A 20,012-nucleotide genomic window follows, 5' to 3' on the forward strand; every position below is an offset into this window, starting at 1 on the left:
TATATGGGCTATCATATAGGGTGTCGGGGACGCGGATGCGCCCCTTCCAGGGAAGAGAACAGTGCGCGCGATGAAAAGACATGCCCTCGCCCTCCTGCTGAGTCTGGCCGCGCTGGCCGGTGGCGGCGCCCCCGTTTTTGCGCAGGATGCGGTCGGGGCCTGGACCAAGGCGGGACCGGTGGAGGCGCGGCTGGTGTCGGCGGTGCGCGGCACCGGCGATCTGGCGGCGCTGCCCTTGGGTTTGGAACTGCGGCTGGAATCGGGGTGGAAGACCTACTGGCGCTCCCCCGGCGATGCCGGATTCGCGCCGCGCCTGGACTGGAGCCGCTCCGGCAATCTGGGGGAGGCGACGCTGTCCTATCCGGCGCCGCACCGCTTCTCGGTTCTGGGGTTCGAAACAGCAGGCTATGACACGGCGGTTCTTTTCCCGATCCAGGGCAAGCCGGCGACGCCCGGCAAGCCGGTCGATCTGGCACTGACCGCCGAACTGCTGGTCTGCTCGGAAATCTGCGTGCCGCAGACGCTGGAGCTTGCGCTTGCCCTTCCGGCCGGGCCGGCCGAGCCCAGCGACGCCGCCAATGACGTGGCGCGCGCGCAGGCGCTGGTGCCGAAGGGGCCGAATGGTCTGCTGCGCATCGACTCCGTGCAGGGCAAGGGATCCGCTCTGGAAGTCGAAGCGACCGCCGCCGATGGCTTCGTTTCCCCCGATCTGTTCGTGGAGACGGACCCGCCGCTGACCTTCTCCGCCCCGAAGACGGTGTTTTCCGACAATGACCGCCATGTCCGCCTGACCCTGACGGCGACCGATCCGCAGCAGGGCCTCGATCTGGCCGGGCGCACGATGACGCTGACCCTGGTCGATGGCGACAAGGCGGTCGAAGCACCGGCAACCGCGTCGGCCGGCGGCGCCGCTTCGGTGCCCGGCGGTGTCGGGCTGCTGGCGATGCTGGGGGTGGCCCTGCTGGGCGGTCTGATCCTGAACCTGATGCCCTGCGTGCTGCCGGTGCTGTCGCTGAAGCTGATGTCGGTGGTCAAGCATGGCGGGCAGGCGCCTGCCGCAGTGCGCGCCGGCTTCCTTGCGAGTGCCGCCGGCATCCTGACCTCGTTCCTGCTGATGGCCTCGGTACTCGTCGGCGTCAAGGCGGCCGGCGGGGCGGTTGGCTGGGGCATCCAGTTCCAGCAGCCGCTGTTCCTCGTCTTCATGGTCGTGCTGGTCACGCTGTTCTCAGCCAATTTGTGGGGCCTGTTCGAGGTGCCGCTGCCGCGCGCCCTGGCCGACCGGTTGGGCGGCGACGGGCTGGCCGGGCCGTTCGCCACCGGCATGTTCGCCACCCTGCTGGCGACCCCCTGTTCCGCTCCCTTCCTGGGCACGGCGGTGGGATTCGCCCTGTCGAAAGGGCCGGTGGAGATCTACGCGATTTTCGCGACGCTGGGCGTCGGCTTGGCTCTGCCCTATCTGGCGGTCGCGGCATGGCCGCGGGTGGCGGGCTGGCTGCCGCGTCCGGGGCGCTGGATGGCGACGCTGAAGATTGTTCTGGGGTTCGCGATGATGCTGACGGCGCTCTGGCTGCTGTCGGTGCTGACCGCGCAGATCGGCGAGGTGGCCGCGGCCACGGTCGGGCTGATGATGGCGGCGCTGGTGCTGGCGCTGTGGGTCGGGCGGAGCGCGCGGGGTACCGCGCGGACCGCCGGGCCGGCGTTGGCGGGCGTGCTGGCGGTCGCCGCCTTCGCCATGCCGGCGGCGGTCGGTCCGTCGGCCGGGGCGGCGCCGGTGCTTGCCGAGTCCAGGGCGCGTTGGGTGCCCTTCGCCGAAGCGACGATCCACGAGCATGTCGCCGCCGGACGCACGGTGTTCGTCGACGTGACCGCCGACTGGTGCATCACCTGCCAGGCCAACAAGAAGCTGGTGCTGAATCGCGGCGAGGTTGCCCAGCGGATGGACGATCCGACTGTCGTGGCGATGCGCGCCGATTGGACCCGCCCGGATGCGGCAATCGCGAAATTCCTGTCCGACCATGGCCGCTACGGCATTCCCTTCAACATCGTCTACGGTCCCGGCGCGCCGGACGGCTTGGCATTGCCGGAATTGCTGAGCGAGGGCGCGGTGCTGGAGGCGTTGAGCAAGGCGGCGGGTAAGCCAGCAGGCAAGGGGGTCTGAGCAGGGTCCGGAAAAGGCCTATGGCTGTTGCGGCTATTCTGCGGTAACAGGGCGGCTCCGGGAGTGCCTCCCGAGCCAAGAGGACGATGATGGACGATCAGATCAACTGCCCGCAATGCAGCTCCGAAAACGCCTACAATGACGGCAGCCTGTGGAACTGCCCCGACTGCGGGCATGAGTGGAACCCCGATACGGCTGCCGCGGCCGTCGATGCCGAAGCCGGCCAGGGCGTGCGCGATGCCAACGGCAACCCGCTGGCCGACGGCGACAGCGTCACCGTCATCAAGGACCTGAAGGTCAAGGGATCGTCTCTGGTGGTCAAGGGCGGCACCAAGGTGAAGAACATCCGTCTGGTCGATGGGGCCGACGGGCACAACATCGCCTGCAAGATCGATGGCATCGGCGCGATGAACCTGAAGTCGGAGTTCGTGAAGAAGGCTTGATCCCGGTTGTGCTGTCCGGTCAACCGCGCCTTGCGGGCGCTCGCCGCGAGGGATAGAAGGGATACAGGGCCGGGCTCCGCAACGAGGGTCCGGCCGGACCCGAAAACGGGCCAAACCCAAAAACCGGAAGGGTTAGAGACAAATGAGCATCCAGGTTGGCGATACCATTCCGTCCGTCACGCTGAAGTGGCTGACCGACAACGGCATGCAGGAAGTCACCACGGACGAGCTGTTCAAGGGCAAGAAGGTCGTCCTGTTTTCCGTTCCCGGCGCCTTCACCCCGACCTGCTCCGCCAAGCACCTGCCGGGCTTCGTCCAGCAGGCCGATGCGCTGAAGGCCAAGGGCGTCGACAGCATCATCTGTCTCGCCGTCAACGATCCGTTCGTGATGCGCGCCTGGGGTGACAAGGGCAGCGTCGGCGACAAGGTCAAGATGCTGCCGGACGGCAACGCCACCTTCACCACCGCTCTCGGCCTGACCATGGACGGCTCGGCCCACGGCCTGGGCACCCGCGGCCAGCGCTTCGCCCTGGTGGCCGAGGACGGCAAGGTCACCCATGTCGCCGTCGAGGCCCCCGGCAAGTTCGAGGTGTCGTCGGCCGAAGCGGTGCTGGAAAAGGTCTGACTGTTTTTCACCAGTGCGGGGTATGTTTTCATCCCCGCACTGGTGAAAATCGGCCGTGAATATATTTTTAAGAGATATCTGAGCAATCTAATCCCCTGTCGGTAGATGACTGCGGTGACCGGGGGGATTGATGGCATTCGCACAAAATGCATTGGTTAAATGCGTACACGATGCGTTGGAAAGTGTTTGTGACGAATTTCAGGAGATTAGCGGGTTCGGTTGCGACCAGATGCCAGAATATCTCCTCACAGCAGGCTTATACCGCAGTTTGAAGAAGCTGCGGGCGGTCGGTTGGGTACGGCCAGAGGCAAACATTAAAGAGTCGATGAGCGAAGCAAGTGCGCTGGGACCAGGACCAATGCCTTCGGCGCTGAATGCGGCAGGTCGTTTTGACATCATCGTCTATGGAACGTCTGGTTCGCCGGTTGGAGCTATTGAAGTAAAAAGGACGATAAACTCTCATTCGCAGATCTCTAGCGATCTGTCGAGATTGCGATCAGCTTTAAGAAAATCTCCAAGAAGCTCTTCCATTCAATTTGTTGGAATGGCCTTTCTGATTGCAAACGGGGAAGGAGAAAGGAAAACTGCAATTGAAAGGGTCGACACGAGAGCCAATAACATAGGAACAAATCTTTTTGGTATTGATTATCAAAAGGCCAGGGACGGAATTTATCGTTACGGAGAGGACGGACATCCAGAGTCTTATACCTATAGAATTTCCAGAAGCAGCGATGATTCCTTCAGCTTTGCATCATGCTTCTGGGTATCATCTCGTTAAGATAGTTCTGATCCTATAGATACGATGGTTCAGATCGGAAATTTCTTCACGTCGGCAACCCCTCGCCGTGCCAGTTCGTCGGCGCGCTCGTTTTCGGGGTGACCGGCGTGGCCGCGGACCCAATGGAACTCGATCTCGTGCTGCCGCTTCGCCTCTTCCAGGCGCTGCCACAGATCGACATTCTTCACCGGCTTCCTGTCGGCGGTCATCCAGCCCTTGGCCTTCCAGCCATGAATCCACTTGGTGATGCCGTTCTTCACATATTCGCTGTCGGTGAAGAGACGGACGGTCACCGGCTTCTTGAGGGCCTCCAGCGCCATGATGGCCGCCATCAGTTCCATGCGGTTGTTGGTGGTCGCCGGCTCGCCGCCGTAAAGCTCCTTCTCCACCTCGCCATAGCGCAGGATGGCGCCCCAGCCGCCGGGGCCGGGATTGCCGCTGCAGGCGCCGTCGGTGAAGATGTCGACGGTCTTGCCGCCGGCTTCGGGCGAGTTGGTGCTGTCCGTCATGCCGTCAGGTCCTGCCCGTGTCCGAGTCGTCGAGGAAATAGTCGCCCAGACCGCGGACCGACTGATGGAAGCGCAGCTTGCGCAGATATTCGAGCGGGTCCTTCGGCCGCACGAAGGCGCCCGGCGGGTGGTTCAGCCAGTCATAGAGACGGGTCAGCAGGAAGCGCACGGCGCTGCCGCGGCAGAGCCAGGGCAGGGCGTCCAGTTCCCCGCGGGACAGCGGCCGGACCTTGCGGTAGTTGGACAGCAGCAGCCGGGCCTTGGTGGCGTTGAACGAGCCGTCGATCTCGAAACACCAGGCGTTGATGCAGATCGCCACGTCATAGACGAGGAAGTCGTTGCAGGCGAAATAGAAGTCGATCAGGCCGGACAGGCTGTCGCCGCGGAAGAAGACATTGTCCGGGAACAGGTCGGCGTGGATGACGCCGGAAGGCAGGCCGACCGGCCAGTTTGCCTCCAGCGCCGCCAGTTCCGCTTCCAGAGTGGCGCGCAGGCCGGGGGCGACCTTGTCGGCGCGCTCGGCCGACTTGGCGAACAGGTCCTTCCAGCCGGGCAGGGCAAGCGCGTTCGGCCGCTCCATGCGGAAATCGCCGACCGCCAGATGCAGCCGCGCCAGCGCCTCGCCCAGCTGGGCGCAATGCTGCGGCGTGATCCGGCGCGGCCACATGCCGGCCAGGAAGGTGACGATCACCGCCGGGCGGCCGCACAGCTCGCGCAGAGCCACGCCGTCGCGCGCCGCCACCGGCAGCGGGCAGGCGATGCCCTTGTCCGCCAGATGCTCCATCAGACCGAGGAAGAAGGGCAAATCCTCCTTCCGCGTGCGCTTTTCATAGAGCGTCAGGATGTAGGGTCCGCTCTCGGTCACCAGCAGGAAGTTGGAATTCTCCACCCCCTCCGCGATGCCCTTGCACGACAGCACCGCGCCCAGATCGTACTGGGCGGCGAAGGTGCTGAGATCCTCGTCGGTGACTTCGGTGTATACGGCCATGATGTGCAGCGCCTTACCGGGTTTCCGGCTTGCGGTCAATTTCGGGAGTGATCGGCTCGTAATATTCCGGGCCGAAGCCTGCCAGTTGGCGGCTGGCGGTGTTGAACGGGCGCTTCAGCCCGCCGCGGAAATGCCGGCCCACCAGCTCCTGCCACAGGGCGACCGGCTCCGCCCCGCGGTCGGCGCAGAGATGGACGAACCAGCGGCGGCCGGCAGCGACGTGGCCGATCTCCTCGTCATGGATGGTCTGGAGCAGGTCGGCGCTCTCCGCATCGCCGAAATCGCGCAGGCGGCGCACGGTCTCCGGCGTCACGTCGAGTCCCCGCGCCTCCAGCACCATCGGCACCACCGCCAGCCGGGCGGCGAGGTCGTGGGCGGTCTCGGTCGCCGCCTGCCACAGCCCGTCATGGGCCGGCAGGTCACCGTAGGAGGAACCCAGGGCATTCAGCCGGGTTTCCAGCATCTGGAAATGGCGCGCCTCGTCGTCGGCCACCTGGATCCAGTCGTCGGTGAAGCCCTTCGGCAGGCCGAGAGGCGCGAATCGGGCGACGATGTCCCAGGCAAGATCGATGGCGTTCAGCTCGATATGCGCCAGCGCATGCAGCAGGGCGATGCGGTTCTGGGCACTGCCGCCGCGACCGCGCTTGGGCATGTCGCGCGGCAGCTTCAGCTCCGGCCGGTCGGGACGGGCAGGGCGGTCGGGCGGCGGCGCCGGCACGTCGGGCGACAGCAGACCATCGCGCCATGCGGCAGCGTGACGGCGGGTCAGGCGCACTTTCTCCAGCGGCGCCGCGGTGGTCAGCACCGCGGTCGCCGCTTCACCCAGGCACGATACGGAAGGTGTCATTTCCAGCCGTAGGCGACGAAGTTCGGATTCAGGATGTCGTCCTTGCCATAGACCAGCGGCGAGCCGTCCGGCTGCTCCACCCGGCCGCCGGCACCGATCAACACGGCGTGGCCGGCGGCGGTGTCCCACTCGCTGGTCGGTCCGAAGCGCGGGTAGAGGTCGGCCTTGCCGCTCGCCACCGTGCAGAACTTCAGCGAGCTGCCGCAGGACACCCGGTCCTTCACCGCGTATTTGCCGAGGAACTCGTCCAGCACCGACCCGCTGCCGTGGGACCGGCTGGCGACGACGGTCAGCCCGTCGGCCGGCGGGTTGCGGACGGAGATCGCGTGGTCGTGGCGGCCTTCCGCGCAATGGACGGCGGTGCCGGGGCCGGCCGCGGCATACAGGTCGCCGGTGGCGGGAGCATAGACGACGCCCAGCACCGGGGCGCCATTCTCGATCAGGGCGATGTTCACGGTGAACTCGCCGTTGCGGGAGATGAACTCCTTGGTGCCGTCGAGCGGATCGACCAGCCAGAACCGGCCGCCGGAGATGTCGGGCTTGTGGCCGGCGGCCATCGCCTCTTCCGCGACAACCGGGACGCCGGGCAGCAGGTGGTGCAGCGCCGGAACGATCACCGCCTCCGCCGCATGGTCGGCCTGCGTGACAGGGCTGCCGTCGACCTTGGTGGCGACGTCGATGCCGTCGTTGTAGAAGCGCAGGATGACCTGACCGGCCTCGTGAGCGATGGTGCGGACCGTCGGCAGCAGGCTCGCTACAGCGGCATCGGGCATGGAGTGAACTCCCTATGGTATGAAGAGTCAGCATACCGTGCCCGATGGCGGGCCGGAAGCTCTTGAACGGGTGTGGAACGGAGAAGGCGGATGACGGCCGGGTTACAGTCGGACGGTGATCGGGTGGAGGGCCGGGGCACATCGGCCCGATGGCGTGCTATGACCGCTGCCGATCTGGATCGGATTCTCGCCATCGCGGACATCGTGCATCCGGCCTATCCCGAGGAGCGCAGTGTGTTCGAGGAACGGCTGGCACTCTACCCCGTCGGCTGCCGTGTGGCGGAGTGTGGCGGCGAGGCTATCGGCTACGGCGTCATGCATCCCGGCAGGCTTGGTGTACCACCGCCTCTCGATACGCCGCTCGGCAGCCTGCCGGCCGATGCGGACTGCCTGTATCTTCACGATATCGCACTGCTGCCGGAGTCGCGCGGCACCGGGCTGGGGATGGCGGTGCTGAATTATGCGCACGAACTGGCGGTGCGGGAGGGCTGGCGATGGCTGGCGCTGACCTCCACGCCGCCTGCGCGGAGCTATTGGGACCGGGTCGGCTTCACGCCCTATGCGGAGGGCGGGCCGGCGCTGGAGGCCAAGCTGGCCAGCTATGGCGGGGGGATGAGCTATATGACGGCGCCGGTTCGGGCGCGGGAATGAGCCTCAGGCGGCCAGCATCGCCATTTCCGGATCGGTCACCACAGCCTGGAAGGCCGGCTTGGCGAACAGGTAGCCCTGCATCAGGGTGACGCCCAGATCGCGCAGGGTCTTGGCTTCGTTGGCGGTCTCGATGCCCTCGGCGATGGGGGTGATGGCGAGATCCTCGCACACCGACAGGATGGCCTTGACGATGCTGCGCCGCGCCCGCTCGCTGTCGATGTTGCGGGTCAGCTCCATGTCCAGCTTGATGATGTCGGGCTGGAACTCGGCCAGCAGGTTCAGCCCGGAATAGCCGGAGCCGAAATCGTCGATGGCGGTCAGGAAGCCCTGGCGCTTGTATTCGTTGAAGATGCTCTTCAGGTGGTCGTGGTCCACCACCCGCTCGTTCTCCGTCACCTCGAAGATGATGCGGTCGGTGGGGAAGCCGGTGCGGCGGGCGGCGGCCAGCGTGGCGCGGATGCAGGCTTCCGCCTTGTAGACGGCGTTCGGCAGGAAATTGATCGACAGGCGGGCGCCGTTCATCGGCAGGCTTGATGCCAGCTCGATGGCCTTGATGCGGCAGGACTGGTCGAAGGCGTAGCGGGTGGCATCGGTCACCTGTCCCAGGACCCAGCCTGCGCCCTGACCGTCAAGACCGCGCACCAGCGCCTCATGCGCCCAGACACCGCCATTGGCAACGTCGACGATGGGCTGGAACGCCATCGTGAAGTCCAGATCGAGACGGTCAGCACATTGTCCGCCACACCCGCCGTCGCCAAACGCCATCGTCTTACCCCTGTCAGTCAATAGATTGCCACCTTTAGGTAAGGAACAATGCCATGGATTTCATCCGACGGAGGTGTGGCAAGTGCCACACCTTCCGACTAGGACTTTCCCTTAGCATTCCGGTAGGGCTCGCTAAACAGCTTACTCCGCGGCCATCCGGGTTTCGGCGCGGCGGATTGCCGACCACACCGTTTCCGGCGTCGCCGGCATGTCGATGTGGGTGATGCCGAGGTCGGACAGCGCATCGACCACCGCGTTGATGATGGCCGGCGGCGCGCCGATGGCCCCGGCCTCGCCGGCGCCCTTCATGCCCAGCATGTTGGTGGTGCTGGGCACGCTGTTCAGCTTCACCTCGATCGGCGGCATGTCGACCGCGCGCGGCATCTGGTAGTCCATGAAGGAGCCGGACAGAAGCTGGCCGCTGTCGGGATCGAACACCACGCGCTCCTGCAACGCCTGACCCAGCCCCTGGGCGACGCCGCCATGGATCTGGCCGATCACCAGCATCGGGTTGATGACCGTGCCGAAATCGTCGACGACGCTGTAGCGCAGAACCTCGACGATGCCGGTGGCGGGATCGACCTCCACCTCCGCGATGTGGCAGCCGTTGGGGAAGGTGCTGGCCGGCGGGGTCCAGCGCGCCATCTCGGAGAAGGCGATGCCGCCGGTGCCGCTCTCCGCCGCCTTTGCGGCCACGTCCTTCAGAGACACCGAGCGGTCGGTGCCGACGATGGTGAAGCGGCCGTCGGCGAACTCCACATCGACCTCCGCGGTTTCCAGCAGATCTGCGGCGACGGTCGTCGCGGCGTTCACCACCTTGGCCGCCCCCTCCGCCAGCGCCGAGCCGCCGACAGGGACCGAGCGGGAGCCGCCGGTGCCGGATCCCCAGCTGACGCGGTCGGTGTCGCCCTGCACCACCTCGACATCCTCCGGAGGGACGCCGAGCCGGTCGGCGAGGATCTGCTTGTAGGCGGTTTCATGGCCCTGGCCGTTGGTCTGGGTGCCGATCATCAGCACCACCTTGCCGTCGCCGTTGACCTGGACGGTCGCCTGCTCCGGCCCGCCGCCCGAGCAGGCTTCGATGTAGGTGGCTAGGCCGGCGCCGCGCAGCTTGCCGCGCGCTTTCGCCTCCGCCTTGCGGGCAGGCAGTCCCGCCATGTCGGCGAGGATCAGGCCATCCTCAAGATTCTGGACGAATTCGCCGGTGTCGTAGACCTGCCCCATCGGCGTGGCATAGGGCATGGCGCTGGCCGGAATGAAGTTGCGCCGCCGGATCTCCGCCGGACCGAGCCCGGTGACGCGGCCGGCATGGTCGATCAGCCGCTCCAGCAGATAGGCCGCCTCCGGCCGCCCGGCGCCGCGATAGGCGTCCACAGGCTGGGTGTTGGTGAAGACACCCTTCACCCGGACATAGACGGCAGGCGTCTTGTAGGAGCCGACCAGCATCGCCGAACCGGCATCGGTCGGAATGAAGGGGCCGTAATTGGACAGGTAGGCGCCGAGGTTGGCGACTGTATCGACCCGCAGGCCCAGGAAATGCCCGTCGGCATCGACTGCGAGGCGCGCCTTGCTGACATGGTCGCGGCCATGGTCGTCGCTGATGAAGCCCTCGATCCGGTCGGCCGCCCATTTCACCGCGCGGTTAAGGCGGCGGGCGGCGAACAGGCAGGCGACATATTCGGGGTAGTTGAACAGCTTCATGCCGAACCCGCCGCCGACATCGGTGGTCAGCACGCGGATGCGCTGTTCCGGTTCGTTCAGGATCTTGGCGAACTGTTTCTGCAAGCCATGAACGCCCTGGCTGGTGACATAGATCAGCAGCCGGCCGGGCGCACCGTCCGCCCCGGATTCGACGCCGGCGACACAGGCGCGGCCCTCCATCGGATTGGCGACGACGCGGTTGTTGACCAGTTCCAGCTCGATCACGCGGTGAGCGACGGCCAGTGCGGCCTCCACAGCCGCCTCGTCGCCGGTGTCCCAGTCGAAGCAGAGGTTGTTCGGCGCCTCGTCCCACACCAGCGGGCGGCCGGGCTCGAGCGCCTCCAGCGTGCCGGTGACGGACTGGCGGTCCTCGTAATCGACCATCACCAGCTCGGCGGCCTCGCGCGCGGCCTCAAGCGTTTCCGCCACCACCATGGCGACCGGATCGCCGACATGGCGGGCGAAGCCGCGGGCCAGCGCCGGGCGCGGCGTATCGACATAGTCCGAGCCGTCGCGCTGCTTCAGCGCCGCCTGACAGGGGATCATGCCGATCTTCTCGGCATCGAGATCGGCGACGGTGTAGACCGCCAGCACGCCGGGCTGCGCCAGCGCTTCCGACGCATCGACCGCGCCGATGGCGGCGAAGGCATGGGGCGAGCGGACGAAGGCCGCATAGGCCTGTCCGGGGAGAGACACGTCGTCGGTATAGCAGCCGCCGCCGGTCAGCAACCGGGCGTCTTCGGTGCGCGGAACTGCCTGTCCGATGCCGAACTTCATGGGTGAACTCCCGCCTTCCGGTGCGATGCGATTGGTCTGCCCCGCGAAGATAGGCCGGCTTGAGCGCCAGGGAAACCCCGGCCTCAGGTATGGGTGACGGTTGTCCGCTGCAAGGATTGTTTGTGGAGCGCGCCGATCCCGGGGGAATGCGGCTGGCGCACGGGACCTTCCGGGGCCATATTCCAGGGCATGTGTGGACGAATGCTTCTCACCACCCCGATCAACGAGATCGAGCGTGTGTTCGGCGTGCCGGAGCGGCCGAACCTGATGCCGCGGTGGAATATCGCTCCGACCCAGGACATTCCCGTCATCCGGCGGGAGGAGGACGGCCGCCATCTGGCGATGGTCCGCTGGGGGCTGGTGCCGCCCTGGGCCGACGATGCCGCCATCGGCGGCCGTATGATCAACGCGCGCGGCGAATCGGTGGCCGGCAAGCCGGCCTTCCGCGATGCCTTCCGCAAGCGTCGTTGCCTGGTCCCGCTGGACGGATTCTATGAATGGACCAGCGTGGGGGAGGGGGCGAAGCCGCGTAAGCAGGGCCACGTCATCCGCCGCCGCGACCGCGGCCTGTTCGCGCTCGCCGGCCTGTGGGAGCGCTGGCGCGGACCGAAGGGCGCCGCTCCGCTCGATCCGCCGCTGGAGACCGCGACGGTGGTGACAACGGCCACCAATGCCACGCTGTCTTTCCTGCATGACCGCATGCCGGTGGTGCTCGATCCCGCCGATTGGGATACCTGGATGGATCCGGCAACCCCGCTGCCGGTGCTGGAGGGGCTGATCCGCTCAGCACCGGAGGAGTGGCTGGACGTCGTGCCGGTGGGACCGAAGGTGAACAGCGTCCGCAACGACGACTGCTCCTGCCTCGACCCGCCGCAGGAGACCGTGCCGGCGAAAGCGAAGGACAAGCGGGGCGATGATCAGCCGAGTCTGTTCTGAGGCAATGCCGCTGGCGGCGGCCATGAGAGTGGCAATGGTCGTTGCGGTCCTCTTCCTGGCCGGCTCCGCAGCGGCGCAGACCAACCAGTCAGCCAAGAGCCGCGGCCCCATCGCCAACACGCCGGACCAGACGATCAAGGGCTCCGCCATGGCGGTGGAGGGCGACCTGCTGACAATCAACGGGACGGCGGTGCGGCTGATGGGCATCGATGCGCCCGATCCGGGGCAGAAGTGCAAGAACCGCTACGGCCACGAACTGGACTGCTTCAAGGTCGCCACCGCGGTTCTCGCCAACATGGTGAAGGGCGAGGAGGTGACCTGCACCGTCACCGAACAGGACCGCACCGGCGAGAAGAAGGGTGAATGCCGCGTGCGCGGCGTCGATCTGGGGGCCGCGATGGTGGCGCGCGGCTGGGCCTTTCAATATGCCAGCCTGTCGCCCGCCTATCAGAAGGGCGAGGCCTATGCTCAGAGCAAGCGGCTGGGGCTGTGGGCCGGGCAGGTGGAAAAACCCTGGCAATGGCGCAGCAGGCAGATTCGCCAGAACGCCAAGTGACCTCAACGCTGAATGCCAGGTTGGCTCGGTCCTGATCGTAAGTTGCTGACCGGGCGATGACCGCCCACACCTCCATTTCCCATTCGACCCCTCCGCCGGTCGTGGTAGGATCCGGGAAAGACGACGGACGATCATCAAGCAGGTTCTGTGGCCCGATTGGACAGGGCCGGCGCGATTCCAGAGCGGCAACTCCCACCGGGGAGCGGAGTCACGGGTATGCTCGTTTATGAATGCGAACTGTTCGAGGTGGTCCCGGTGCTGCGCCGCTATGCGCGCGCATTGACCGGTGCCACCGATCGTGGCGACGCGCTGGTGACCCGCTGTGTCGAGGCTGCGGTGATGGCACCCACCCGTTTCGGGCTGGACCGCGGCGGCAATGGTGCCCGCCTGTCGATGTACGCCCTGCTGAATCTGCTGTTCGACCGCTCTCCGGAGGAGTTCGGGCCGCCCGGCCGCCCGTTGCCCTCTCCCCATCCCATCGAACGCGCCCTGGCAGAACTGCCGGAGGCCGACCGTCGCCTGTATCTGCTGACCGCGCTGGAGGGTCTGTCCCTGCCGCAGGCGGCGAGGGTTCTGCAATTGAGGACGGGAGAGGCGATCCCGCGGTTGAAATCCGCCCGCGCGCGGGTTCGCAGCACCATGGTGCAGCGGGTCATGGTGGTTGAGGACAATGCCCTGCTGGCGATGGAACTGGGGGCGCTGGTCGCGGAAATGGGCCATGTCGTCTGTGGCACCGCCGGCAACGAACCGGAGGCGCTGGCCCTGCTGGATACCGAAAAGCCGACATTGGCCCTGCTGGACGTCCGGCTGGCCGATGGCGGCAGCGGGATCGAAATCGCCCGGCGGCTGAAATGTGTCCGCGATCTGCGCACCATCTTCGTCACCGCATTCGACGATGACATCCTCGCCCGCGACGCCCGTCATCTGGGGCAGATCGTCCGCAAGCCCTTCACCAATGCCGGCATCCAGGCCGCCATTTCCCGTGCCATCTTCATGCCGCAGCCGGTGGCGCTGGCCTGATGCCCGTCACCGAATGAAAATACCCAATGAAAAAGGGACCGCCGGTCGTCCGGCGGTCCCTTTTTCATGTCCGGCCTATAGGCAGGCCGGCATTTCTCTGAACCGTTCTTACACCGTCGTGCGGCGGCCGGCGATCATGCGGTAGATGGCCAGGATGATGATCGCGCCGACGATGGCACCGATGAAGCCCGCGCCTTCACCCGGCCGATACCAGCCGACGGCGGCACCCAGATAGGTGGCGACGAAGGCGCCGGCGATGCCCAGCAGGGTGGTGATGATGAAGCCGCCCGGATCGCGACCCGGCATCAGGAACTTGGCGACGATGCCGGCGAGAAAGCCGATGATGATCGTCCAGAGAATGCCCATGGTGATTTCCCTTCCGTTGCGGGAGCGTCTTCCCATGCCCAATAACGGGCAAAGAGGGATTTGGTTCTCGGCGCCGGTGGATCTTTTGGAATGGTACTCTTTCGGCGAGGCGGAGCCTTCCGGCCCTACGCCGTATCCTCCCGGCCGCCTCTCCGAACGAAAACGGCCCCGCAGCGCTCCTCAATCGGGGGCGCTGCGGGGCCGCATTCCTTTAAGGCCGGGTCAGCGTAGCGCACTGATGTTGGCGGCGTACTGCTCCGGTCCGCCGGTGAAGGTGGCGGTGCCGGCCACCAGCACGTTGGCGCCGGCCTCGATGGCCAGACGCGCGGTTTCCGGGTTGATGCCGCCGTCCACCTCGAGGTCGATCTGCTTGCCGAGCGCGTCGATGCGGGCGCGCAGGTCGCGGATCTTCGGAAGCTGGCTCTTGATGAAGCTCTGGCCGCCGAAGCCGGGATTCACCGTCATCACCAGCACGAGGTCGATGTCTTCCAGCACATGCTGGATGGCGTCAACCGGCGTGGCCGGGTTCAGCGACACGCCGGCCTTCTTGCCCAGCGACTTGATCAGCTGGATGGTGCGGTGCAGGTGCGGACCGGCCTCCGGATGGACGGTGATGATGTCGGCGCCGGCCTTGGCGAAGTCCGGAACGAAGAGATCCACCGGCGAGATCATCAGGTGGACGTCGAAGACCTTGGCGGTATGGGGACGCAGCGCCTTCACCACGCCCGGCCCGATGGTCAGGTTCGGCACGAAATGGCCGTCCATCACGTCGATGTGGATGTAGTCGGCGCCGGCGGCATCGACCGCGCGGACCTCCTCGCCCAGCCGGGCGAAATCGGCGGAGAGAATCGAGGGGGAAATCTTGACGGCGCGCATGGGGCTTTCCTGGTGCGGGAGGTGGCTTGGACCGGGTCCGATCAGCCGAACTTCCTATCACGGTGTAGCAAGGCAAGTCATGACATGATGTGAACGCCCGATATGCGCATCCAGCTTCGGGGCCTGGGAGTCGGAACCAGCGTCAGCCGGGCCGTTTGGGCTTTACCGCGATTGCGAAGCGTTGTATCCGTTTGAATATAGATGAAATGTCAAATCCGGCAGGAGGTGGCGATGGTTGGGTTGCATGGGTCTCTGGGGCGCGGCCGGTTCAGGTCGGCGATGTCGGCGGTCATTCTCGGTGTCGGGCTGACGCTCGCGGCACAGGCGGCGATGGCGCAGGATGTGCTGGTGCTGGCGGCGGCCTCCACCAAGAATGCGGTGGAAAAGCTGGCATCGCAGTTCAAGGCGAAGACCGGGGCCACCGTGACCTCCTCCTTCGCCGCTTCGTCGGCGCTGGCCAAGCAGATCGAAAACGGCGCTCCGGCCGACATCTTCATCTCGGCCGATCTCGACTGGATGGACTATCTCCAGCAGCGCAACCTGATCAAGACCGACAGCCGGGTGAACCTGCTCGGCAACGAGCTGGTGGTCGTGGTGCCGAAGGGATCGACGCTGAAGCCCGACCTGTCCAAGGGCGGAAAGCTGGCGGAGCAGCTGGGCGACGGGCGGCTCGCCACCGGCGACCCGTCGAACGTTCCGGTCGGGAAGTACGCCAAGGCCGCGCTGGAGAAGCTGGACCAGTGGGCGGCGGTCGAACCGAAGCTGGCGCGGGCCGACAGCGTGCGCGCGGCCCTGGTTCTGGTCAGCCGCGGCGAGGTGCCGGTCGGCATCGTCTATCGCACCGATGCCGCCGTCGATCCGGGGGTGGAGGTCGCCGCGGCCTTCCCGCCCGACAGCTATCCGCCGATCACCTATCCGGCGGCGCTGGTCGCCTCTTCGAAGAATGCGGCTGCCGCGTCGTTCCTCGACTACATGAAGTCGCCGGACGGCATGGCGGTCTGGAAGGAATTCGGCTTCGTCCCGGCGCCCAAGGCACCGTAAGCTCTGCGGCATGGAAATCCTGACGCCGATGGAGACCACCGCGTTGCTGCTGAGCCTGCGTGTCGCCGGCGTCGCCATCGCGTTGGGATTGCCGCTCGCCGTACTCGCCGCCTGGGTGCTCGGCCGCTATTCCTTTCCGGGCAAGACGTTGTTCGACGGGATGGTCCATCTGCCGCTGGTCCTGCCGCCGGTGGTCACCGGCTATATCCTGCTGGTGACCATGGGGACGAAGGGGGTGGTCGGCGGCTGGCTGTACCAGACCTTCGGGATCAAGCTGATCTTCACCGCCGAAGGCGCTTCGCTGGCGGTGGCGGTGACCTCCTTTCCGCTGATGGTGCGGGCGATCCGCCTGTCGGTGGAGGCCATCGACGGCGGGCTGGAGGCGGCGGCGCGCACGCTGGGCGCCGGGCCGGTCGATCGCTTCTTCACCATTCTGCTGCCGCTGATGGCGCCCGGACTGCTGTCAGGCGCCATCGTAGCCTTCGCGGCGGCGATGGGCGAGTTCGGCGCGGTGATCACCTTCGTGTCCAACATCCCCGGCAAGACGCAGACCCTACCGCTGGCGATCTATGCCGCGACGCAGGAACCCGGCGGCGATGCGGTGGCGGCAAGGCTGGCGGCGATTTCCTTCACCGTGGCATTGCTGGCGCTGATGCTGTCTGAATTCCTGGCGCACCGGGTTCGCCGCCTGATCGGGCAGGTCTGATCATGCTCGACCTTCAAATCCACCAGAGGCTGGGCGCCTTCACGCTCGACATCGCCTTCACCGCCGAGGAACGCGGCGTGACGGCATTGTTCGGCCGGTCCGGGTCCGGCAAGACCTCGGTCATCAATGCGATTGCCGGGCTGACCCGGCCGGACGAGGGGCATATCCGCGTCGGCGACACCGTGTTCTTCGACAGCGCCCGGCGCATCGACGTGCCGGTGGAGAAGCGGCGCATCGGTTATGTCTTCCAGGATTCGCGGCTGTTTCCGCACATGACCGTCCGCAGCAACCTTGAATACGGGCTGCGCCGTGTGCCGGCCGCGGAGCGGCGCATCGCCTTCGGCCCGGTGGTGGATTTGCTGGGGCTCGGCCATCTGCTGGACCGCCGGCCGCGCGGCCTGTCCGGCGGCGAGAGGCAGCGTGTCGCCTTCGGCCGTGCCCTGCTGGCGCAGCCGCGTCTTCTGCTGATGGACGAGCCGATGGCCTCGCTCGACGCTGCCCGCAAGGCGGAGATCATGCCCTACATCGAGCGGCTGCGTGACGAGATGAACATCCCCATCGTCATGGTCAGCCACGCGCTGGACGAGGTGGTGCGGCTTGCCACCACCATGGTGCTGATCGGGGAGGGGAGGGTGCGTGCGTCGGGGTCGGTCGGAACGGTGATGGGCCGGCTGGACCTGTCGGCGGCGACCGGCGCGCAGGATGCCGGCGCCGTGCTTGACCTGACCGTCGAGACCCATATTCCGGAAGACGTTCTGTCGGTGCTGGCCTTCGACGGCGGACGGCTGGCCGTGCCGCAGATCGACCGCCCGCCCGGCTCCGCGGTGCGGCTGCACATTCATGCCCGCGACGTGATCGTCGCGTTGCAGCCGCTAGCCGGCGTCAGTCTGCGCAACGCACTCGCCGCGACGGTGATCGAGTTGGCGGAGGCCGGCCCATCCTCCGCCGACGTGAGGCTGGCAGTGGGCGGTTCCTTCCTGATCGCGCGCATCACCCGCGCGGCGGTTCGCGAACTGGGACTGATGCCCGGCCGCGAGGTGGTGGCGCTGGTCAAGGGCGTCGCCTTCGAACCGCAAGGCGGCGGCGCCGTATCGGACCGGCACGGGCGGGTGGTGGACGTATAGGCAGACGGCCCCTCATCCCGCGAAAGGAGAGGGGCCGCAACTCGCCGCTTTTACTGCCCGCCCGAGGGGGGGGCGGATCCGCCGGTGCTGGCGCCGCCGCCGGCCGACCCGCCGGCGGTCGATCCACCCGGTACGGTTTTGGTGGCCCCGGTGGTCTCGTTCATCGAGTTGCCGGAGGTGCCGCCCTGCACCGGCACGCCGGTCGAAGGCGGCGGGACGGTGGTGGAGCCGCTGCTCGACCCGCTGCTGGTGGTCGGGCTGGTCTGGTTGGACGCGTTGGAATTCTGGGCGTTGTGGTCATCGCAGGCGGCCAGACCCAGAAGCAGGGCGGGCAGGGCCACGATCAGAAACTTGCTGCGCATGAGTGTTGCTCCTCAGCCAGTGGGCGGGGCCAGCGACGGGACCTGCTGTGCGAGTACGAAGCGGACTCGGCACGGCCCCGGCGGCACCGTATGCGTCCAAACACGCCACCGCCGGTTTCATTCCATCCACCTTGGTGCTATGCCGGGTGGGTGCCTGTCCCGATGAACGGATTTCGGCTCATTGGATGCTTACGCTGGCCAATGAGAACTTTACAAGAACATCATCGCGACTTGTGGCCTGAACGTGACATATACCCATTACTGAGTTGCGCAAAGAACACGAACCTTTTGCGACTTGGCTTTTTCATTTTTTTCGTTTGACCGGTGGAAAGTCGCTGTGATTCCATCATGCCACCATGACGATGATCGCCGATCTCACAGACACGCTCGCCCGCGCCGCCAAAAGCGCGATCCGCCAAGCAATCATGCCGGCGCTGTGCGCCTGCGTGGTCGCCTACTTCGCCTACTACGCGGTCCATGGCGACCGCGGGCTGGTGGCGATGAAGCAGATCCAGGGGGAGATCGCCCAGGCCGAAGGGGTCCTCAACCAGCTCCGCACCGAGCGGGAGGACATGGAACGCCGCGCGCAGCTGCTGCGCGGCGACGGCCTCGACCGCGACATGCTGGAGGAGCGGGCGCGCCTGATGCTGAACTTCTCAAGTGCGCGCGACGTCATCGTAAAGCTGCCGAAACTGGCTGAACAGGAAGGGTCCGGCCAGCAGAAGTAAGGGGATTTCAGCCGATTAACCGTTTCGCGGTTAATCTGAAATAGCGCTGCAAAAACAGACGTTTGCGCGCCTTCTTAAGCTCGTGTAGTGTGCGCGCCATATTCGCTTCCGGTGCGGGCTCCTGTATGCCCGCAACGCGCGGCGGCAAAAGGTTCTGTCAATGACCTTTGCCGCTTGAACCCTGGGGAGGAATCATGGCCGCGTCCCGACGCCGTTCCACCAAGGCGCTGACCGACACTGCGCCCGCTCAAGCCGTCTCTTCCGAAGAGCTTCTTCATTATTATCGCGAGATGCTGCTGATCCGCCGCTTCGAAGAGAAGGCGGGCCAGCTGTACGGCATGGGCCTGATCGGCGGCTTCTGCCACCTCTATATCGGCCAGGAAGCCGTTGTGGTCGGTGTGCAGGCCGCCCTGAAGGACGGCGACAGCGTCATCACCAGCTACCGCGACCATGGCCACATGCTGGCCTGCGGCATGGAGGCCAAGGGCGTGATGGCCGAGCTGACCGGCCGCATTGGGGGATACTCCAAGGGCAAGGGCGGCTCGATGCACATGTTCAGCCAGGAGAAGAACTTCTTCGGCGGCCATGGCATCGTCGGCGGGCAGGTCCCGCTCGGCACCGGTCTGGCCTTCGCGCACAAGTACAGCAATGACGGCGGCGTGGCCGCCGTGTATTGCGGCGACGGCGCGATCAACCAGGGCCAGGTCTACGAGAGCTTCAACATGGCGGCGCTGTGGAAGCTGCCTGTGCTCTTCATCATCGAGAACAACAAATACGCCATGGGCACCTCGCAGGAGCGCGCTTCGGCCGGTGAACTGCACCAGCGCGGCGCGGCCTACGGCATCCCCGGCTATCAGGTCAACGGCATGGATGTGCTGGAGGTCAAGGCCGCGGCGGACCAGTGGGTGCCTCACATCCGCGGGGGCAACGGCCCGGTCATCCTCGAGATGAAGACCTACCGTTACCGCGGCCACTCGATGTCCGACCCGGCCAAGTACCGGACGAAGGAAGAGGTCGAGAAGATGCGGTCGGAATCCGATCCCATCGATCAGCTGAAGTCGAAGATCCTGGCCGGCAACCACGCCGACGAGGACAAGCTGAAGGAGATCGATCGCGAGGTGAAGGCGATCGTCACCGAATCGGCTGAATTCGCCCAGCAGAGCCCGGAGCCCGATCCGTCGGAGCTGTGGACCGACATTCTCGTCTGATCCTGACGTCAACGATAAGCGGGAGCGGCGCCTTGTGGGACGGGAAACCGGGTTCCCCGCGCCGCCGGAGGTTG

At 66.2% G+C, this 20,012-nt stretch carries 22 protein-coding genes; 13 read left to right on the top strand and 9 right to left on the bottom strand.

What is annotated here, in order from left to right; translation table 11 throughout:
* Positions 1-70 precede the first annotated feature (70 nt).
* The 4 genes from ABNQ39_RS04440 (at position 71) to ABNQ39_RS04455 (ending at position 4,004) form a co-directional block, all read left to right on the top strand.
* On the top strand, positions 71-2,158 hold the full coding sequence (locus ABNQ39_RS04440; protein WP_376959198.1) for a protein-disulfide reductase DsbD family protein: 2,088 nt from the start codon (positions 71-73) through the stop codon (positions 2,156-2,158).
* Between the two features lie 89 nt (positions 2,159-2,247).
* Positions 2,248-2,601: a zinc ribbon domain-containing protein YjdM gene (locus ABNQ39_RS04445; RefSeq protein ID WP_376959756.1), complete on the top strand. Its 354-nt coding sequence runs from the start codon at positions 2,248-2,250 to the stop codon at positions 2,599-2,601.
* A 142-nt stretch (positions 2,602-2,743) separates the two neighbouring features.
* Positions 2,744-3,226, top strand: coding sequence for a peroxiredoxin (locus ABNQ39_RS04450; RefSeq protein ID WP_109049924.1), 483 nt, complete (start codon positions 2,744-2,746; stop codon positions 3,224-3,226).
* Positions 3,227-3,356: 130 nt separating this feature from the next.
* Positions 3,357-4,004, top strand: coding sequence for a hypothetical protein (locus ABNQ39_RS04455; protein WP_376959199.1), 648 nt, complete (start codon positions 3,357-3,359; stop codon positions 4,002-4,004).
* 29 nt (positions 4,005-4,033) lie between these two features.
* On the opposite strand, the gene rnhA is transcribed toward ABNQ39_RS04455, so the two are convergent.
* From rnhA to cysQ, 4 genes are read right to left on the bottom strand one after another with little or no spacing between them, the layout of a single operon-like run.
* A complete protein-coding gene (gene rnhA / locus ABNQ39_RS04460; RefSeq protein ID WP_376959200.1) occupies positions 4,034-4,513 on the bottom strand; it encodes a ribonuclease HI in 480 nt (159 codons plus the stop codon).
* 4 nt (positions 4,514-4,517) lie between these two features.
* On the bottom strand, positions 4,518-5,501 hold the full coding sequence (locus tag ABNQ39_RS04465; RefSeq protein WP_376959201.1) for a homoserine kinase: 984 nt from the start codon (positions 5,499-5,501) through the stop codon (positions 4,518-4,520).
* Between the two features lie 13 nt (positions 5,502-5,514).
* Positions 5,515-6,348: a ferritin-like domain-containing protein gene (locus ABNQ39_RS04470; protein ID WP_376959202.1), complete on the bottom strand. Its 834-nt coding sequence runs from the start codon at positions 6,346-6,348 to the stop codon at positions 5,515-5,517.
* Complete coding sequence (gene cysQ, locus ABNQ39_RS04475) at positions 6,345-7,121, bottom strand: 3'(2'),5'-bisphosphate nucleotidase CysQ (RefSeq protein ID WP_376959203.1); 777 nt, start codon at positions 7,119-7,121, stop codon at positions 6,345-6,347. Before cysQ ends, ABNQ39_RS04470 begins: the two co-directional genes overlap by 4 nt.
* A 159-nt stretch (positions 7,122-7,280) precedes the next feature.
* On the opposite strand from cysQ, the gene ABNQ39_RS04480 reads away from it, so the two are divergent.
* Positions 7,281-7,772 (top strand): GNAT family N-acetyltransferase, encoded by a 492-nt coding sequence (locus ABNQ39_RS04480; protein ID WP_376959204.1) that lies wholly within the window; start codon positions 7,281-7,283, stop codon positions 7,770-7,772.
* Between the two features lie 3 nt (positions 7,773-7,775).
* Here the strand turns inward: ABNQ39_RS04480 and ABNQ39_RS04485 are convergent, their stop codons facing one another.
* On the bottom strand, positions 7,776-8,474 hold the full coding sequence (locus ABNQ39_RS04485; RefSeq protein ID WP_376959205.1) for an EAL domain-containing protein: 699 nt from the start codon (positions 8,472-8,474) through the stop codon (positions 7,776-7,778).
* A 204-nt stretch (positions 8,475-8,678) separates the two neighbouring features.
* A complete protein-coding gene (locus ABNQ39_RS04490; protein WP_376959206.1) occupies positions 8,679-11,015 on the bottom strand; it encodes a xanthine dehydrogenase family protein molybdopterin-binding subunit in 2,337 nt (778 codons plus the stop codon).
* Between the two features lie 201 nt (positions 11,016-11,216).
* Here ABNQ39_RS04490 and ABNQ39_RS04495 point away from each other — a divergent pair, with 201 nt between their 5' ends.
* The 3 genes from ABNQ39_RS04495 to ABNQ39_RS04505 all read left to right on the top strand — a co-directional run bounded on the left by ABNQ39_RS04495 (position 11,217) and on the right by ABNQ39_RS04505 (position 13,527).
* Positions 11,217-11,951, top strand: a complete 735-nt coding sequence (locus tag ABNQ39_RS04495) for an SOS response-associated peptidase (protein WP_376959207.1) — start codon at positions 11,217-11,219, stop codon at positions 11,949-11,951.
* Between the two features lie 34 nt (positions 11,952-11,985).
* Positions 11,986-12,507 (top strand): thermonuclease family protein, encoded by a 522-nt coding sequence (locus ABNQ39_RS04500; protein ID WP_376959208.1) that lies wholly within the window; start codon positions 11,986-11,988, stop codon positions 12,505-12,507.
* Positions 12,508-12,723: 216 nt separating this feature from the next.
* Positions 12,724-13,527, top strand: a complete 804-nt coding sequence (locus ABNQ39_RS04505; RefSeq protein WP_376959209.1) for a response regulator — start codon at positions 12,724-12,726, stop codon at positions 13,525-13,527.
* A gap of 108 nt (positions 13,528-13,635) precedes the next feature.
* Here the strand turns inward: ABNQ39_RS04505 and ABNQ39_RS04510 are convergent, their stop codons facing one another.
* Positions 13,636-13,893, bottom strand: coding sequence for a GlsB/YeaQ/YmgE family stress response membrane protein (locus tag ABNQ39_RS04510; RefSeq protein ID WP_085089454.1), 258 nt, complete (start codon positions 13,891-13,893; stop codon positions 13,636-13,638).
* 222 nt (positions 13,894-14,115) lie between these two features.
* Entirely contained in the window at positions 14,116-14,769 is a 654-nt protein-coding gene (gene rpe, locus ABNQ39_RS04515; protein ID WP_376959210.1) for a ribulose-phosphate 3-epimerase, read from the bottom strand.
* A 279-nt stretch (positions 14,770-15,048) separates the two neighbouring features.
* Between rpe and modA the strand changes: the two genes are divergently transcribed.
* From modA to modC, 3 genes are read left to right on the top strand one after another with little or no spacing between them, the layout of a single operon-like run.
* Positions 15,049-15,810: a molybdate ABC transporter substrate-binding protein gene (modA, locus tag ABNQ39_RS04520; RefSeq protein WP_376959212.1), complete on the top strand. Its 762-nt coding sequence runs from the start codon at positions 15,049-15,051 to the stop codon at positions 15,808-15,810.
* A 10-nt stretch (positions 15,811-15,820) separates the two neighbouring features.
* Positions 15,821-16,516 (top strand): molybdate ABC transporter permease subunit, encoded by a 696-nt coding sequence (modB, locus tag ABNQ39_RS04525; RefSeq protein ID WP_376959213.1) that lies wholly within the window; start codon positions 15,821-15,823, stop codon positions 16,514-16,516.
* A 2-nt stretch (positions 16,517-16,518) separates the two neighbouring features.
* On the top strand, positions 16,519-17,640 hold the full coding sequence (gene modC / locus ABNQ39_RS04530) for a molybdenum ABC transporter ATP-binding protein (protein ID WP_376959214.1): 1,122 nt from the start codon (positions 16,519-16,521) through the stop codon (positions 17,638-17,640).
* A 50-nt stretch (positions 17,641-17,690) separates the two neighbouring features.
* On the opposite strand, the gene ABNQ39_RS04535 is transcribed toward modC, so the two are convergent.
* Positions 17,691-18,002 (bottom strand): hypothetical protein, encoded by a 312-nt coding sequence (locus ABNQ39_RS04535; RefSeq protein ID WP_376959215.1) that lies wholly within the window; start codon positions 18,000-18,002, stop codon positions 17,691-17,693.
* 356 nt (positions 18,003-18,358) lie between these two features.
* Here ABNQ39_RS04535 and ABNQ39_RS04540 point away from each other — a divergent pair, with 356 nt between their 5' ends.
* Both ABNQ39_RS04540 and pdhA read left to right on the top strand, forming a co-directional pair.
* Positions 18,359-18,730 (top strand): FtsB family cell division protein, encoded by a 372-nt coding sequence (locus ABNQ39_RS04540; RefSeq protein ID WP_376959216.1) that lies wholly within the window; start codon positions 18,359-18,361, stop codon positions 18,728-18,730.
* A gap of 194 nt (positions 18,731-18,924) precedes the next feature.
* A complete protein-coding gene (pdhA, locus tag ABNQ39_RS04545; protein WP_376959217.1) occupies positions 18,925-19,938 on the top strand; it encodes a pyruvate dehydrogenase (acetyl-transferring) E1 component subunit alpha in 1,014 nt (337 codons plus the stop codon).
* The last annotated feature ends 74 nt before the right edge of the window (positions 19,939-20,012 follow it).

The organism is Azospirillum sp. A26 (assembly GCF_042604635.1).
Taxonomy (GTDB): Bacteria; Pseudomonadota; Alphaproteobacteria; order Azospirillales; family Azospirillaceae; genus Azospirillum; species Azospirillum palustre.

Bases quoted from the DNA above. Each gene is read 5' to 3' on its own strand.
- ABNQ39_RS04470 (WP_376959202.1), bottom strand. From the start codon at position 6,348: ATGACACCTTCCGTATCGTGCCTGGGTGAAGCGGCGACCGCGGTGCTG.
- rnhA (WP_376959200.1), bottom strand. From the start codon at position 4,513: ATGACGGACAGCACCAACTCGCCCGAAGCCGGCGGCAAGACCGTCGAC.
- pdhA (WP_376959217.1), top strand. From the start codon at position 18,925: ATGGCCGCGTCCCGACGCCGTTCCACCAAGGCGCTGACCGACACTGCG.
- ABNQ39_RS04440 (WP_376959198.1), top strand. From the start codon at position 71: ATGAAAAGACATGCCCTCGCCCTCCTGCTGAGTCTGGCCGCGCTGGCC.
- modA (WP_376959212.1), top strand. From the start codon at position 15,049: ATGTCGGCGGTCATTCTCGGTGTCGGGCTGACGCTCGCGGCACAGGCG.
- ABNQ39_RS04445 (WP_376959756.1), top strand. From the start codon at position 2,248: ATGGACGATCAGATCAACTGCCCGCAATGCAGCTCCGAAAACGCCTAC.
- modC (WP_376959214.1), top strand. From the start codon at position 16,519: ATGCTCGACCTTCAAATCCACCAGAGGCTGGGCGCCTTCACGCTCGAC.
- ABNQ39_RS04510 (WP_085089454.1), bottom strand. From the start codon at position 13,893: ATGGGCATTCTCTGGACGATCATCATCGGCTTTCTCGCCGGCATCGTC.
- ABNQ39_RS04485 (WP_376959205.1), bottom strand. From the start codon at position 8,474: ATGGCGTTCCAGCCCATCGTCGACGTTGCCAATGGCGGTGTCTGGGCG.
- ABNQ39_RS04535 (WP_376959215.1), bottom strand. From the start codon at position 18,002: ATGCGCAGCAAGTTTCTGATCGTGGCCCTGCCCGCCCTGCTTCTGGGT.
- ABNQ39_RS04490 (WP_376959206.1), bottom strand. From the start codon at position 11,015: ATGAAGTTCGGCATCGGACAGGCAGTTCCGCGCACCGAAGACGCCCGG.
- ABNQ39_RS04450 (WP_109049924.1), top strand. From the start codon at position 2,744: ATGAGCATCCAGGTTGGCGATACCATTCCGTCCGTCACGCTGAAGTGG.
- cysQ (WP_376959203.1), bottom strand. From the start codon at position 7,121: ATGCCCGATGCCGCTGTAGCGAGCCTGCTGCCGACGGTCCGCACCATC.
- ABNQ39_RS04455 (WP_376959199.1), top strand. From the start codon at position 3,357: ATGGCATTCGCACAAAATGCATTGGTTAAATGCGTACACGATGCGTTG.
- modB (WP_376959213.1), top strand. From the start codon at position 15,821: ATGGAAATCCTGACGCCGATGGAGACCACCGCGTTGCTGCTGAGCCTG.
- rpe (WP_376959210.1), bottom strand. From the start codon at position 14,769: ATGCGCGCCGTCAAGATTTCCCCCTCGATTCTCTCCGCCGATTTCGCC.
- ABNQ39_RS04480 (WP_376959204.1), top strand. From the start codon at position 7,281: ATGACCGCTGCCGATCTGGATCGGATTCTCGCCATCGCGGACATCGTG.
- ABNQ39_RS04500 (WP_376959208.1), top strand. From the start codon at position 11,986: ATGGTCGTTGCGGTCCTCTTCCTGGCCGGCTCCGCAGCGGCGCAGACC.
- ABNQ39_RS04465 (WP_376959201.1), bottom strand. From the start codon at position 5,501: ATGGCCGTATACACCGAAGTCACCGACGAGGATCTCAGCACCTTCGCC.
- ABNQ39_RS04540 (WP_376959216.1), top strand. From the start codon at position 18,359: ATGACGATGATCGCCGATCTCACAGACACGCTCGCCCGCGCCGCCAAA.
- ABNQ39_RS04495 (WP_376959207.1), top strand. From the start codon at position 11,217: ATGCTTCTCACCACCCCGATCAACGAGATCGAGCGTGTGTTCGGCGTG.
- ABNQ39_RS04505 (WP_376959209.1), top strand. From the start codon at position 12,724: ATGCTCGTTTATGAATGCGAACTGTTCGAGGTGGTCCCGGTGCTGCGC.